At 41.8% G+C, this 15,624-nt stretch carries 10 protein-coding genes; 7 read left to right on the top strand and 3 right to left on the bottom strand.

Features of this window, described 5'->3' with window-relative positions; all coding sequences use genetic code 11:
- Positions 1-311 precede the first annotated feature (311 nt).
- From V7783_RS03515 to gltB, 3 genes are all read right to left on the bottom strand, one after another.
- Positions 312-1,133: a hypothetical protein gene (locus V7783_RS03515; RefSeq protein WP_335677565.1), complete on the bottom strand. Its 822-nt coding sequence runs from the start codon at positions 1,131-1,133 to the stop codon at positions 312-314.
- Between the two features lie 514 nt (positions 1,134-1,647).
- Positions 1,648-3,063, bottom strand: coding sequence for an FAD-dependent oxidoreductase (locus V7783_RS03520; protein ID WP_335677566.1), 1,416 nt, complete (start codon positions 3,061-3,063; stop codon positions 1,648-1,650).
- Between the two features lie 9 nt (positions 3,064-3,072).
- Positions 3,073-7,530 carry a glutamate synthase large subunit gene (gene gltB / locus V7783_RS03525; protein ID WP_335677567.1) on the bottom strand — a complete coding sequence of 1,486 codons (4,458 nt, stop codon included), beginning with the start codon at positions 7,528-7,530 and terminating at the stop codon, positions 3,073-3,075.
- 614 nt (positions 7,531-8,144) lie between these two features.
- Here gltB and V7783_RS03530 point away from each other — a divergent pair.
- The 7 genes from V7783_RS03530 to V7783_RS03560 all read left to right on the top strand — a co-directional run bounded on the left by V7783_RS03530 (position 8,145) and on the right by V7783_RS03560 (position 15,581).
- On the top strand, positions 8,145-8,297 hold the full coding sequence (locus tag V7783_RS03530; RefSeq protein WP_335677568.1) for a hypothetical protein: 153 nt from the start codon (positions 8,145-8,147) through the stop codon (positions 8,295-8,297).
- A 19-nt stretch (positions 8,298-8,316) separates the two neighbouring features.
- Entirely contained in the window at positions 8,317-9,570 is a 1,254-nt protein-coding gene (locus V7783_RS03535) for an efflux RND transporter periplasmic adaptor subunit (protein ID WP_335677569.1), read from the top strand.
- 27 nt (positions 9,571-9,597) lie between these two features.
- Positions 9,598-10,308, top strand: coding sequence for an ABC transporter ATP-binding protein (locus tag V7783_RS03540; RefSeq protein WP_064665965.1), 711 nt, complete (start codon positions 9,598-9,600; stop codon positions 10,306-10,308).
- A gap of 3 nt (positions 10,309-10,311) precedes the next feature.
- On the top strand, positions 10,312-11,625 hold the full coding sequence (locus tag V7783_RS03545) for an ABC transporter permease (RefSeq protein ID WP_335677570.1): 1,314 nt from the start codon (positions 10,312-10,314) through the stop codon (positions 11,623-11,625).
- A gap of 10 nt (positions 11,626-11,635) precedes the next feature.
- A complete protein-coding gene (locus tag V7783_RS03550) occupies positions 11,636-12,844 on the top strand; it encodes an ABC transporter permease (RefSeq protein WP_335677571.1) in 1,209 nt (402 codons plus the stop codon).
- Between the two features lie 98 nt (positions 12,845-12,942).
- On the top strand, positions 12,943-14,271 hold the full coding sequence (locus V7783_RS03555) for a sigma-54-dependent transcriptional regulator (RefSeq protein ID WP_335677572.1): 1,329 nt from the start codon (positions 12,943-12,945) through the stop codon (positions 14,269-14,271).
- Positions 14,271-15,581, top strand: a complete 1,311-nt coding sequence (locus tag V7783_RS03560) for a sensor histidine kinase (RefSeq protein ID WP_335677573.1) — start codon at positions 14,271-14,273, stop codon at positions 15,579-15,581. Before V7783_RS03555 ends, V7783_RS03560 begins: the two co-directional genes overlap by 1 nt.
- Positions 15,582-15,624: the final 43 nt, after the last annotated feature.

Below are 15,624 nucleotides of genomic sequence, written 5' to 3' on the forward strand. Positions count from 1 at the left end.
TGATGCTTGTTTGCTCTTCCCTCAAATCTGTAGACATTTTTTATCTTTGAAGGTCTGCTTTAGCTCGATTTAAGCCTTTTCTAGATTAGAATTTTATGACGGCTATTGGCTAAATGTTGTCGTTAAAAGCTTGACGGTCAATGTCTGCTTTTCGCTCTTTGCCGAATTTCGCCTGAGTGCCATGAGCGGACGGTGGTAACGCCCGCCTAACCCGCTGAACGGAAAGGCGAAAAATTGTAATACAATGCAAGCGTATCGCATTCACAAATTTGAGCCAAGTAGTGAAGTCAGCGTTAAGACGATTGTTAGGCTTAGGGTTCCCAATTAGGAAAACCATTTCTGATTATTTTTAATATCGACATAACTAATATGTCATACATATTATATTGTTCGATTGTTACTTTTCTCTCTTTGCTGTTGTTTTTCCGGACTTTGGGGACTTTACCTGTATGCACAGCTGTGGAAGTCTGATCGTAAATTCTCTTAAAACGCTGTTTCACCAATTTAGAATCAAATTGATCCAAGAGAACCGCTGCTCTCTCAGCAATTACAGAATTTTTTTTATGCTTGGGAGCGTTAAAGCAGTTTTCCAAAGCCACTCTTAAAAATATCGCATGTTCATAATTACCATTGACGTTTTTGATACAAACCTTAGACTTGTTTAAGTACATTAATGCGACTTTAATGCATTCTTTTTCAATTGGTGATCGCTCATGGAACTGCCGTATATTTTCATCTATTTCATCGAGTTCTATTGTCGACAATTTTTGTGATATACCGTAGTTTCTTAAATTCGGAACATTCCATGTGCAATAATCAGAAGCAGCCAAAACTTCTACACCGTTATGTCCACTAAGATTTAACGATATAATTTCCGAAGTAAACACTGCTTGCTCGAATAGTTCATGCGTGTAATTTTTGCTTTCTACAGTTTTATATAAAACATATAAATCATCATATAGTTCAGAATGATTTTTTCTTAAAACACGCAGTGTTCCTTTTGAAATAGCGTCATTTGGCAGGTCGCCAAATTTAGATATTGTGAATCCGTTAGAAAATGTATACGAAGTATCAAGTCGTAATCCACTAACGTATATCACCATTGTATTCAGTCCAAGAGAATCAGTATGCATTTTTTTGAATTCCTAATACTAACAACGAATTATATCGACTGTACAAAGTTGCTCATCTTTCACAACTTTACCTTGAAAGGTTCAATTAGTACAATGTCCGCAATTCGCTCCTTTTGGACGCTCGACTAAACTCGTTTTGGGGCATAAACGAGTTATACCTGAATGACTGAAATTGGTACAAAACTGTCTGCATTTTACCTCTGCGACTTAAATATAGTCTTAATGTCTGCTCTTAAGCGCAGCGCCTCTTAACCTCTTTGTGAATCATTATTTAAATGGCTTTTCCACAATTGAGTGATATAAAACACTCGATAATGCAAGTTCCTGATACAGACTAATAATGTATTTTTTCGTTGGGTTTCGTTCTACTACTCAACCCTACCTACGGCGCTTAATTTAACACCGAACAAACTTACGACTTACCACTTAAAACTTACCGCTTAAAGCAATTATCCAAGCCATAAAAAAAGCAAGCCATCGGGCTTGCTTTTTACATTCTTAAACCTTTAAAACGTTACACTTTCAAGTAGTCCATGATCCCTTCAGCGGCGTTACGCCCTTCGAAGATGGCGGTAACTACTAAATCTGAGCCACGTACGATATCGCCGCCAGCAAAGATTTTAGGGTTGGTTGTTTGATGAGTAAATTCACCTTGCTCTGGTGCGTTAATGCCGCCCCAGTGGTTTATTTCTACATCGTACTTTTCTAGCCAATCCATTTTGTGTGGTTTGAAACCAAACGCCATGAGTACTTGGTCAGCTTCAATCACATGCTCAGAACCTGGTACTACCTCTGCGCGGCTACGGCCTTTTTCATCTGGTTCACCCATTTGGGTTTTCACCATTTGTACGCCCGCTACGTGGCCTGCATCATTGAGTACAATGCCGGTTGGCTGTACGTTAAAAGTAAATTCAACACCTTCTTCTTTGGCGTTTTTAACTTCACGTTTTGAGCCTGGCATGTTTTCTTCATCACGACGATATGCACAAATTACTTTGTCTGCGCCTTGGCGAATTGAAGTACGTACACAGTCCATCGCTGTATCACCACCACCGAGTACCACAACCTTTTGGTTTGCCATATCGATGTATGCTTGATTAGACTCGTCATAGCCCATTACGCGGTTGGTATTACCGATTAAGAACGGTAATGCATCATGAACACCTGGTGCATCTTCGTTTTCAAGGCCCGCTCGCATACTTTGATAAGTCCCCACTCCCAAAAATACTGCGTCGTATTCTGCCAATATTTCATCCATCGTGATATCAACACCCACTTCGGTGTTAAGTTTAAACTCAACACCCATTTCAGTGAAAATTTCACGACGTTTTTGCATTACTTCTTTTTCAAGCTTGAATGAAGGAATACCGAAGGTTAACAAACCACCAATTTCAGGATGGCGGTCAAATACTACTGGTTTCACCCCATTTCGCACTAAAATATCAGCACAACCAAGACCCGCAGGCCCTGCACCAATAATAGCTACTTTTTTCTCGGTCCACACTACATACGACATATCAGGCTTCCAGCCCATTTTGAATGCAGTATCGGTAATGTATTTTTCAATGTTACCGATAGTTACTGCACCAAACTCTTCGTCTAATGTACATGAACCTTCACATAAACGGTCTTGTGGGCAAACACGGCCACACACTTCTGGCAAGCTGTTAGTTCTGTGCGACAGCTCAGCTGCTTCAAGGATACGACCGGTACGAATTAACTTTAACCACTGTGGGATATAGTTATGTACTGGGCATTTCCATTCACAATACGGATTACCACAATCAAGGCAGCGATCTGCCTGTGAGTTTACTTGACTCTCTGAAAAGGGTTCGTAAATTTCAACAAACGACTTCTTACGTGATGAAATTGGCTTCTTGCGGGGATCAACCCGCTGCACGTCTATAAATTGATATACATTCTCGCTCATACTACCCCCTTACTGTGCTTGAACACGAAGTTCAGCACTACTACGAGCGCGATGCCCGAGTAAACTTTTCACATCACTTGACTTTGGTTTAACTAATTTGAATTTAGGTAAATAGCTTTCAAATTTAGCTAAAATGCTTTCTGCACGACTTGAGCCTGTAAGCTCTAAATGCTCAGCAATCAGACCTCGTAGATGCTCTTGGTGCGACGCAAGTTCGTCTAACAACACCACTTCAACAAGTTCTGGATTGATGCGTTTTTCAAAATCGTTGCGCTCATCTAAGATGTAAGCAAAACCACCCGTCATACCTGCACCAAAGTTCACGCCTACATTACCGAGTACGCACACTACGCCGCCAGTCATGTATTCACAGCCATTATCACCTACACCTTCAACAACCGCTTGAACACCTGAGTTACGAACAGCAAAGCGCTCACCGGCACAACCTGCTGCAAATAATTTGCCGCCTGTAGCACCATATAAACAAGTATTACCTGCAATGGTCGCTTCATGGCTTTTAAACGATGAACCCACTGGTGGACGAATAACTAATTTACCACCTGCCATGCCTTTACCAACGTAGTCGTTAGCATCGCCGACCAGCGTCATTTCAAGGCCACCGGCATTCCATACACCAAATGATTGACCCGCCGTACCGTGTAATTCGATTGTTACCGGATCTGCGGCCATGCCTTGGTTGCCATGTTTATCAGCAATATAGCCTGACAACATTGCTCCCACTGAACGGTCAGTGTTGCAAATACGGCTTACCAGTGAAATACCAGTGCTTTCGTCAATTGCTTGTTGCGCTTTAGCAAGTAACGTTTCGTTTAACTTACCTAAGTAATGCGACGAATTTGGTGCGCTGCAATAGAGCGTTTCACCAGTTGGGTTATTTGGCTGAGCAATCACTGACGATAAGTCAATTTTTTTCTGCTTAGCGGTTTTACCTTCTATGGCTTCAAGTAAATCAAGACGACCAATTAAGTCTGTTAAATTAGCAACACCTAAGCTTGCCATGATCTCACGCGCTTCTTGAGCAATAAACTTGAAGTAGTTCATCGCCATCTCAGGTAAGCCATGATAATGCTTTTGACGCAGTGTATCGTCTTGGGTTGCAACACCGGTCGCACAGTTATTTAAGTGACAAATACGTAAGTATTTACAACCAAGCGCCACCATAGGGCCAGTACCAAAACCAAAGCTTTCAGCACCTAAAATAGCCGCTTTGATGATATCAAGGCCAGTTTTTAAACCGCCATCGGTTTGCAAACGAATACGATGGCGTAAACCGTTTTCAACCAGCGCTTGCTGTGTTTCAGCAAGGCCAAGTTCCCACGGGCTTCCTGCGTATTTAACCGAGGTAAGCGGGCTTGCGCCAGTACCGCCGTCATAGCCTGAAATAGTAATTAAATCAGCATAGGCTTTAGCAACACCCGTTGCAATTGTGCCAACACCAGGCTCAGATACCAGTTTTACTGAGATCAAAGCTTTAGGGTTTACTTGTTTTAAATCGAAAATAAGTTGAGCTAAATCTTCAATTGAATAAATGTCATGATGCGGTGGTGGTGAAATCAAGGTTACACCCGGCACCGAATAACGAAGTTTGGCGATATACGGAGTGACTTTTTCACCCGGTAATTGACCACCTTCGCCTGGTTTTGCACCTTGGGCTACTTTAATTTGAATAACGTCAGCGCTACGTAAATAGTGCGGTGTTACCCCAAAACGACCTGATGCAACCTGCTTGATACGTGAGTTTTTCTCAGTACCATAACGTAGTTTATCTTCGCCCCCTTCACCTGAGTTTGAACAACCGCCTAAACGGTTCATCGCAATTGCTAGTGCTTCATGCGCCTCTGGTGATAATGCACCAATACTCATTGCTGCAGAGTCAAAACGCTTGTATAGCTCAGTTGCAGGTTCAACATCATCAATGCTGATACCTTCTGCTGGCAATTTAAGTGCTAGCATGTCACGCAATGTGGCAATTGGGCGTTTATTAACTAGATCAGCGTATACGCTGTAGTCACTGTATTCACCTGAGCGCACTGCTTTTTGTAGCGTTTGAATAACGTCTGGGTTGTAAGCGTGATACTCGCCGCCATGTACATACTTTAATAAGCCGCCATGGCTGAGTAATTTGCGCTTACTCAATGCTAATGTGTGAAGTTTACGCTGATCGTCATCAAAATCGGTAAAACACGCACCTTTAATGCGACTCGCCACACCACTAAAACAGGTATCAACAATAGCGTCTGATAAACCAACCGCTTCAAATAACATTGAACAACGATACGATGCCACGGTACTAATGCCCATTTTTGACATGATCTTGTACAAGCCTTTGTTGATTGCATTACGATACGCAAGCGTGACTTCACAATAGCTTTTGTTAATCACTTTTGAATCACTCATCGCAACCAGTGATTCATAAGCAAGGTACGGGTAGATTGCCGTTGCACCAAAGCCGATCAATACTGCAAATTGGTGTGCATCACGCACGCTACCGGTTTCAATAATAATGTTCGATTCACAACGTAAGTTATTATCAACTAAACGCTTTTGTACAGCACCTACAGCCATAGCCGCAGGAATTGGTAGTTTATCCTCGTCAAAGTTACGGTCACTCAGAAACAACATGACACAGCCACCAGCGGCTTTTTCTTGTGCTTCATCACAAATACGGGTTACCGCATCGCCAAGGCCTTCTTCTTTGCTGTAAGTGATATCAATTTTACAGTAGCTGTAATGCGCTTGATCGGCACTGAGTAGCTGCTGCATATCGGCATACATTAAAATGGGTGTATCAAACTGTAAACGTTTCGCGTGACCTGTGGTCTCGTTAAATACGTTTTGCTCACTACCAATACAGGTCGCTAATGACATTACGTGGTTTTCACGTAGTGGATCGATTGGCGGATTGGTTACTTGCGCAAACTTTTGACGGAAGTAATCAAATAATGAACGGTTACCCTCAGAAAGCACTGCAAATGGCGTGTCATCACCCATAGAGCCCGTTGCTTCTTGACCAATTTCACCCATTACGCGAATGACGCTATCAAGCTCTTCATTGGTATAACCAAACATTTTTTGGTATTTAAGCAATGTTTGATCATCAAATGAACGGTTGCCTGCGTCTTGCTCTGATAGTTGCTCAAACGGCGTTAGGCGCTTAACATTGGCTTCAAGCCATGCTTTATAAGGATGGCGAGATTTAAGATCGCGGTCAATTTCATCTGAGTGCCAAATCTTGCCAAGCTGAGTATCGATAACCAATAACTCACCAGGGCCAACGCGGCCTTTTTCTACCACTTCATCAGCGGTGTAGTCCCAAATTCCTACTTCTGAGGCTAGGGTAATGAAACCATCTTGCGTGATCACATAACGTGCCGGACGCAGGCCATTACGGTCTAAGTTACAGGCAGCAAAACGACCATCAGACATAACGATACCCGCAGGGCCATCCCATGGTTCCATGTGCATTGAGTTAAAGTCGTAAAACGCACGTAAGTCTTCATCCATCGCACGGTTTTTCTGCCATGCAGGCGGCACAAGCATACGCATAGCACGGAATAAATCCATACCACCCGCAAGAAACAACTCAAGCATGTTATCTAAGCTTGATGAATCTGAGCCAGTTTCATTAACAAATGGCGCGGCACTTTGTAAATCAGGAATAAGTGGTGAAGAAAACTTATATGAACGAGCACGTGCCCACTGACGGTTACCTTGAATAGTGTTGATTTCACCATTGTGCGCTAAATAACGAAACGGCTGAGCTAAAGGCCAGCGCGGTTGCGTATTAGTAGAAAAACGTTGGTGGAAAACACAAATCGCACTAGTCATGCGAATATCAGCTAAATCTAAATAGAAGTTAGGCAGATCTACCGGCATCATTAAGCCTTTGTAGATAGTCACTAAGCCAGATAAACTCGCAATGTAAAAACCTTCGTCACTGGCTAAACGTTTTTCAGCACGACGACGAGCAACATATAAGCGGCGCTCTAAATCTTTTGGACGCCAGCCTTCAGGTGCATTAACAAAGATCTGTTCAAATTTAGGTAACTGCTTTATTGCAATAGGTCCTAAACATGATTCATCAGTTGGTACTACGCGCCAACCTTGAATATTGAGGGTTTCTTTTTCGAGTTCTTCACTCAATATATCTTTTGCAGTTTGTGCAAGTACTGGATCTGAATTTAGGAAAATCATACCTACGGCATAATTTTTACCTAAGTGCCAATTTTTTTCAGCGGCAATAGCACGAAAAAAGCTATCTGGCTTTTGCAGTAGTAGACCACAGCCATCGCCTGTTTTACCATCGGCAGAAATACCACCACGGTGTTCCATACGGTCTAAGCCGGTGATCGCTGTACGAATTAAGCGATGACTAGCTTGACCATTGACCTGGGCGATTAAGCCAAAGCCACAATTATCTTTTTCTAATTTTGAGTCGTATAACATAGACCCCTCCCCTTGCTACAACAGCTAGCTATGAATGACCTTTTCGACGGTGTGCTAGCAGACAGTCAAAACTATCGCCAATTGTACATAGAGTCAATAGCGTTTTGAATACATATTCACATTCTTGAATATTTCTCACTACAACACAATCTTTTTATTTCATGCCTATTTTTAACATTTAGCGATATTTTAGCCGTTATTTTTTTATGACACTGGTGTCATATTTAACAAGTTGTAAAAAACACCACACCACCAACACGCAGTTTACGTAAACGTAAACCAACCAAAAAGTGAATATTTATTCACTAGTTCGTTTTGTGTACATTTTATCTTTATTGTTATTTATTACTTTTTTAGCGCTGTATGAATAGCTATCCACAATCAGTTTAGAGTAATAACTTAAAACAAACATAAGGTAGTCGCTTTGAGAATTAGCAAACTCATGCATAACTATCAATAAAAATGAGCATAATTGCATAAATTACCCGCGCCAGTTTTATTTTAAGAGTTAATCCTCTTTCCCTAAACGGCAAGCGACTTAAAAAATAACTGTCCACTGCGGACAGTTATTCTGTCCGCGGACACTTTTACTTTTCATGAAAAACAGTAACCGCATGAAAATAAAGATATTAATTATTGGCATGATATTCGAATACATTAAAGAAGATAATTACAGGACACACTTTATGTTTATTCTCAGCTTATTTTTAGTTTCACCGATCACTGTATTTGCAGTGACTTTGATGATCACTTATTTCGAAGAATAAATATTTCTAAGGATCACTTATGATTAAAGACACCAGCGGACAAGATATAAGCGTGACACTAAAGCGCAATTATAAAAAGCCCGTTATTCTCGTTGTACTGACACTGGCCATTATTGCTTTGTGTGCCCAAGCGTTTATGGGCAGTAACCCAGGCAGTATTTCCGTTGATCGGGCTTCATTACAAATTGCGACCGTTAATTTGAGCCGTTTAGTTCGCGATGTCGCGGCCAGCGGTAGAATTGTTGCTGCAAATGCTCCCAAAGTTTACAGTCCTGAGCGTGGTTATGTTGATTTACAAGTTAAAGCCGGCGATAAGGTCAGTAAAGATGACATTATCGCGTTAGTAGATAGTCCCGAACTCAATAATGAACTGAAACAGCAGCAATCAGTATTAGCGCGCCTAGATGGCGAGTTACAACGTAAGCATTTAGAAGCTCGTCGCCAAAAACTCAGTTTAACTAAAACATTGGATCTTGCTCAAGTAGAGCTCAATGCCGCAGATAGAGAAAATCGCCGCGCTAAGCTTTCTATCGAAAAAAACTTGATCAGCCAAATTGATTTAGAAAAAGCAGTGGATGATCTTGCCCGTGCAAAGCTTTCTTATAAACATGCTCAGCAAGAAGTTGAACTTGCCAAAGACACCCTTGCATTTGAGCTCAAAGCCGCAGAACGAGACCTTGCTCGCCAGCAATTGATTGTGGATGACTTAAACCGCCAAGTTAGAAACTTAACAATTAAAGCCAGCGTAAACGGTATTGTTGGTAACTTACTGGTGCAACAAAAAGAGGCCGTTACGCAAAGTCAGCCGTTAATGACCTTGGTCGATTTAAGTAATTTTGAAGCGCAACTACAAGTGCCTGAAAGCTATGCCAACGAACTCGGTTTAGGGATGGAAGTAGAGCTAACACTTGGCGCAAAAAAAGTGACTGGCCTGTTATCGGCAATTTCACCTGAAGTAAATAATCGTGAAGTAACAACTCGAGTGCGCTTTGACGAAGAGCTCAAAGGTATTCGCCAGAATCAACGCTTAACAGCACGCATTTTATTAGAAAACCGTGATGACGTTTTACAAATTAAACGCGGTGCATTCATGCAGCAAGGTGGTACACAGGTTTACAAAGTCATCGGCGACACCGCACAACTGGTAAAAATCACAACCGGTGCAAGCAGTATCAACGCAATAGAATTGCTACAAGGTGTCAGCCCCGGTGATCAACTGATCATATCCAGTTACGACAACTTTAAACAAGCACCCACATTATTACTCAGATAAGAATAACCATATTACAAGGATCAACTCATGCTTAAGATGAACAATATCAGCAAACTGTATCAAACTGAAATGGTACAAACCCATGCATTACGTGACTTTAACTTACAAGTAGAAGAAGGCGAGTTTATTGCGGTAACCGGCCCCAGTGGCTCGGGAAAAACCACCTTTTTAAACATCGCAGGTATGTTAGAACCTTTTAGTAGTGGGGAATACCTACTTGATGGGATTGATGTTGGCAAACTCAATGACAATCAACGCGCCGATGTTCGTAATCAAAAAATTGGTTTTATTTTTCAAGGCTTCAACCTTATCCCTGATTTAAACTTATACGAGAACATTGAAGTACCACTGCGCTACCGTGGTATTAAAGCAAGTGAACGTAAACGCCGCATTGAACAATGCTTGGAGCAAGTAGGCTTGGCTTCTCGCGCCAAGCATTTACCGCAGCAGTTATCAGGTGGTCAACAACAGCGAGTTGCGATAGCTCGTGCTCTTGCTGGTGAACCACGCTTTTTACTCGCTGATGAACCAACCGGTAATCTCGATAGTTTAATGGCACGTCAAGTGATGGAGTTGCTGGAGCAAATTAATCGTGACGGCGCGACCATCATTATGGTGACCCATGATCCTGAGCTTGCTCGCAGAGCGCCAAGAAACATTCAGGTGGTCGATGGACAACTTGCCGACTTTACGCTGTATCAAGGCGCACAAAACCTTAAAAATGTTGCAGGAGCGTAAGTCATGCTATTACATTACCTCGATTTAAGTTGGCGTAGTTTTAAGCGCACTCCTCTGGTGAGTTTCTTAATGGTGCTGGCGATTGCCATTGGGATTGGTGTAACCATGACCAGTTTAAGCGTTTATCATATGATGTCAGCAGATCCTATCCCGCATAAGAGTAGTCAATTGTATAACGTACAATTACAAACCATGGATGAAGGTCATACGTGGTGGACGGGTGACGATATCCCCATGCAATTGACTTATCAAGATGCCGTAAATTTACATAATGCGCCTATTCCAGATAAAAAAGTGGCCATGATGCGCACTGGCTTCTCGGTGTATTTAGACTCAGATAAAGTTAAGCCGTTTACTGGTGAAGCACGCATGACCACACCCGATTTTTTTAGCATGTTTGATGTGCCATTTATTTATGGCGGTGTGTGGAGCGAACAACAAGAGCAATCTGCTGCCCCTGTTGTGGTGATTTCAAAAGAGCTTAACGATAAATTGTTTGCGGGTAAGAACTCAATTGGCCAATTAGTCTATTTGGATGACGATAGCTACCAAATTGTCGGTGTTATTGATGACTGGCCCCTAAACCTTAAATATTACGATTTAAATAACGGCGCTTTTGATAAAATAGCAGACCTATTTTTACCCTTCAGTTTAATTAAAGCAAAAGAGCTCACCAGCTGGGGCAATAGTAATGGCTGGAAACATGAAAATATAAATACCTATGCCGATAGATTGCAATCGGAAATAGTGTGGATCCAATTTTGGGCTCAGCTTGATACACCAGAGCAAAAAACCGCTTACGGTGATTACCTCACATCTTACATTGAAGAGCAAAAAAAGCGTGGCCGCTTCACGCGAGAAAAACCTGAATATTGCCTGCGTGATGTAAACCAATGGATGGAATACAACAATGTCGTTAGTAAAGATAACAAAATACTGGTTAGTTTAAGCTTTATGTTTTTAGCGGTGTGTTTAGCTAATATTTTAGGTCTTTTACTAGCAAAGTTTTTACGCCGTGCTCCAGAAGTCGGCGTGCGCCGAGCACTCGGGGCAAGTAAGCGACAAGTCTTTCTACAGCATTTAGTAGAAGTAGCCATGCTTGGTTTTATCGGCGGTTTGCTCGGTATTGTACTTGCACAAATTGGCCTGCTCGGGGTAAGGCAAAGTTACGAATATTACAAAAACATAGCCACGATGGATTTAGCCATGTTATTAAGTGCCCCAGTTATCGCAATAACTACTTGCATTATTGCTGGGCTTTACCCTGCTTGGCTAGTGTGTAAAACCAACCCTGCCATTTACTTAAAGAGCCAATAAGGAGCTAATCATGTTAGAAATAAAACCAATATTTCATGCCCTTTGCCGCTCAAAGGTAGGCGCAATATTACTTTTAATTCAAATTGCAATTACGACAGCCATTGTCAGCAATGCGGCGTTTATCATTCAAGATAGAATCGCTTTTTTAAACCAAGAAACCGGATATCCAGAGCAAGACTTGTTTAAGTTCAATGTGATGACCTTTGGGAAAGACGTTGATGCTAGCCAGCAGTTTGAACTAGATGAAGCCATGTTAAGAGCCCTACCAGGGGTTGAGAGTGCAGCGCAAAGTAGCAGTATTCCGTTATCTGGTAGTGGCAGCGCTTCCGGCTTTAATTTAAAACCTGCACCACAAGAAAGCAAAAATGTGCGCACTGCTTACTTTTTTATTGATGAGCACGGCCTAGACACATATGGCGTAAAATTAATTGCTGGGCGTAATTTTACTGAGGCTGAAGTACTCATTACAAATTCACCAGCAGACAGATCAATTAATGTCACTATAGTTACTGAGGCGTTAGCCAATGAGCTTTTCCCTGAGGGCAATGGCCTTGGTAAGACCGTTTATTTTGGTGACTTACCGCTAAAAATAGTGGGTATCACAGCGCCAATGAAAGGCCCTTGGCTAAAAGATAGTCACCCCAATAATGTTGCGCTTATTCCGTATATTCAAGGCAAAACTTACGCACAATTTGCAGTCAGAACCAAACCCGGTCAACGTGCAGCGGTAATGAAACAAATCGAAACCGCGATGCTCAATAATTATAGTAAACGGGTGATCAACAATATTAAAGGTTTGGATGAACTCAAAGATCAATATATGGCTAAGGATAAGCTAATGATGCGTATGCTGATTGTGCTTATCACTATTTTAGTACTCGTGACTGCACTTGGTATCTTTGGCTTAACCTTGTTTAATATCAGCAAGCGAACTAAACAAATAGGCACTCGCCGTGCATTAGGTGCCAGAAAATCAGCCATTATTAACTACTTTTTAGTGGAAAATGCCATGATCTGTGGTGTTGGTTTAATCTTAGGTTGTATCGCAGCTTTATTACTTGGGCAATTGTTAATGCAGCACTTTTCAATTGCCGCACTGCCGCCAAGTTATATAGCAGGCACTGCCATTATGGTGTTTGTTATGAGCTTACTTGCGGTGTTTGGCCCTGCCAGACGGGCCGCTAACATATCACCGAGTATCGCCACTAGAACCATATAGAGCAATTTCCAACCTATGCTACACTGAGCTTATTCGGTGTAGCATTTTCACTAATTACATAAACATATGTACATAATAAAAACAGCGATTAAATTCACATGGAAAAAATACTTATTGTCGACGACAATCCCGCTATATTAGAAGCCTTGTCACTACTATTAGAAATTCATGACTATCAGGTGGTCACGGCAAAAACCCCACTTGAAGCGTTACAAATAGTGCAATACCAGCGTATCGCGCTGGTTATCCAAGATATGAACTTTAGTAATGACACCACGTCAGGCGAGGAAGGCAAAACGCTGTTCTACCAATTAAGAGACTTAAACCCACACTTACCGATTATTTTGATCACCGCATGGACAGAACTGGCAACCGCAGTTGAATTAGTCAAAGCAGGTGCCGCCGATTATTTGCCCAAGCCTTGGGACGACAGCAAGCTCCTTACCTGTGTTAATAACTTAATCGAACTTGGCCACGCAAAACAACAAAACGCCACCTATGCGCGCCACCAGCAAGAGCGAACATCAAGTTTAGCCGATGCCAATTTAAGCGGTTTGGTTTATCAAAGTGCCGCCATGGAAAAAATACTTAATATGGCTATCCAAGTGGCTAAGTCGGATGTGTCAGTGCTTATTACGGGTGCTAACGGCAGTGGTAAAGAGCGTATTGCCCGTATAATCCAAGCAAACTCGCATTTAAATAACAAAGCTTTTTTAACAGTAAATGCAGGTGCACTGCCCCATGACCTTATTGAAGCTGAATTATTTGGTGCTGAAGCCGGTGCTTATACTGGGATCACAAAACAACGAATTGGTCGCTTTGAAGCCGCAGATGGCGGAACCTTATTTTTAGATGAAATTGCCAATCTGCCTTTATCTGGGCAAATGAAATTATTGCGCGTGCTACAAACTGGCGAATTTGAACGACTCGGCTCAACAACAACCCAAAAAGTAAATGTACGAGTCATATCAGCCACCAATGAAGACTTAAAAGCCGCTATTTATGAAGGGCGTTTTCGCGAAGACTTATATTATCGCCTCAATGTGATTGAAATTAATCTGCCCAGTTTAGCGCAAAGACCGGATGACATTTTAGCACTTGCTAAACATTTTCTAGCTGGTCGCGAGCTGACGCTTGCAACAGAGCAAGGCTTGTTGGCATATAATTGGCCGGGCAATGTTAGAGAGCTAGAAAACGCCTGTAAACGTGCTGTGGTACTCAAGCCTGATGGCGAGCTTACTATTGATGATTTTGCGCTGCAATCGTTAGGCCGTCACTGTCAGTCAACAAAACAAGAACCCACTAAATTAGCGCTAGAAAATGCCATGCGTGACCACCAAGGTGTAATTGCTAAAGTGGCTCGTCAGTTTGGTTTAAGCCGTCAGGCATTATACCGACGGTTACAAAAATTTGAGATTGATTATTGATGCAAAGCAAAAAACTCGCATTATCCATCACCAAAAAAATAATGTTGCTTTGTAACGTCTCGGCACTTATTCCTGTTTGGCTCATTTGTTGGTTTACTCAATTAAACACATTTCTGGTGATAATAACGACCTTGATCACTGTCGTGTTTGCCAGTTATTTATCCTCACGCCTCAGCCACACTTTAGTACAAGGTATAAAGTCGCTTGAAACTGGATTACTTAACTTTAAAGATGGTGAATTAGCCACCCTACTTGCCTATAACCACAATGATGAATTAGGTCACTTGTGCCAATTGTATAACCAAACGGCAAAGCAATTACGTCAAGAGAAACAGTGGATTTATCAGCGTGAACTGATGCTTGATAAAGTATTGCAAAGCTCACCTCAAGCCGTACTATTAAAAAATGACAAAGGCTTTATTGTTTATAGTAATTACAGTGCTCGAGATCTTTTTAATGCCAAAACAGCCCTTGAAGGCAGCCAATTTGAGCAGCTACTTACTAACGCTCACCCACAATTAAGTAATGCTTTAAAACGCGGCAATGATGGTTTATTTACACTAGAAACTGAAAATCAAGAATCTCAAGCATGGCATTTGTCTACCGGTAAATTATTATTGAATAATCAATACCATTATCTATATGTATTTAAACAACTGACCCGCGAGCTAAGCCGTCAAGAAGTCGAAGTATGGAAAAAAGTTATTCGTATTATTAGTCATGAACTCAATAATTCACTGGGCCCTATGTCGTCAATGCTGCACAGCGGGCAATTACTCAGTGAAAAGGTTAATGAGCCAAGGCTAAAGCGGGTGTTCGCCACGATTGCTGAGCGCATTAAACATCTCAATGAGTTTGTTCAAGGTTATGGAAAATTTGCTAAATTACCAACACCACAACCCAGTACGCTTGATTGGCCTGCTTTACTCGAACAACTACAGAGCCAATGGCACTTTACCCTCGAGATCAGCAAAGATGTTAAGACCTTTGCCGATCCAACTCAAATCGAGCAGTTGCTAATAAATCTGATCAAAAATGCCAATGAGTCAGGCTCAGCACAGGAGTTGATTAACGTCATTATTTCACAAGATAGTAAAGGGACGCATATCAGTGTAAGCGATCAGGGTAAAGGCATGAGCGAGCAAGTAATGGCAAATGCCCTGATCCCATTTTATTCAACCAAAGCAACCGGTAGCGGTTTAGGATTAGCATTGTGCCGTGAAATAGTTGAAGCGCATCACGGTCAAATTAGCTTACATAACCGTAAACACGGCGGGCTTAATGTTCATGTAATTTTGCCACGCAGCTAAGCTGTGTTTTAAAAAGTCACAAAAAAGCCGCATTTGAGCGGCT

The organism is Pseudoalteromonas sp. (assembly GCF_036960685.1).
Taxonomy (GTDB): domain Bacteria; phylum Pseudomonadota; class Gammaproteobacteria; order Enterobacterales; family Alteromonadaceae; genus Pseudoalteromonas.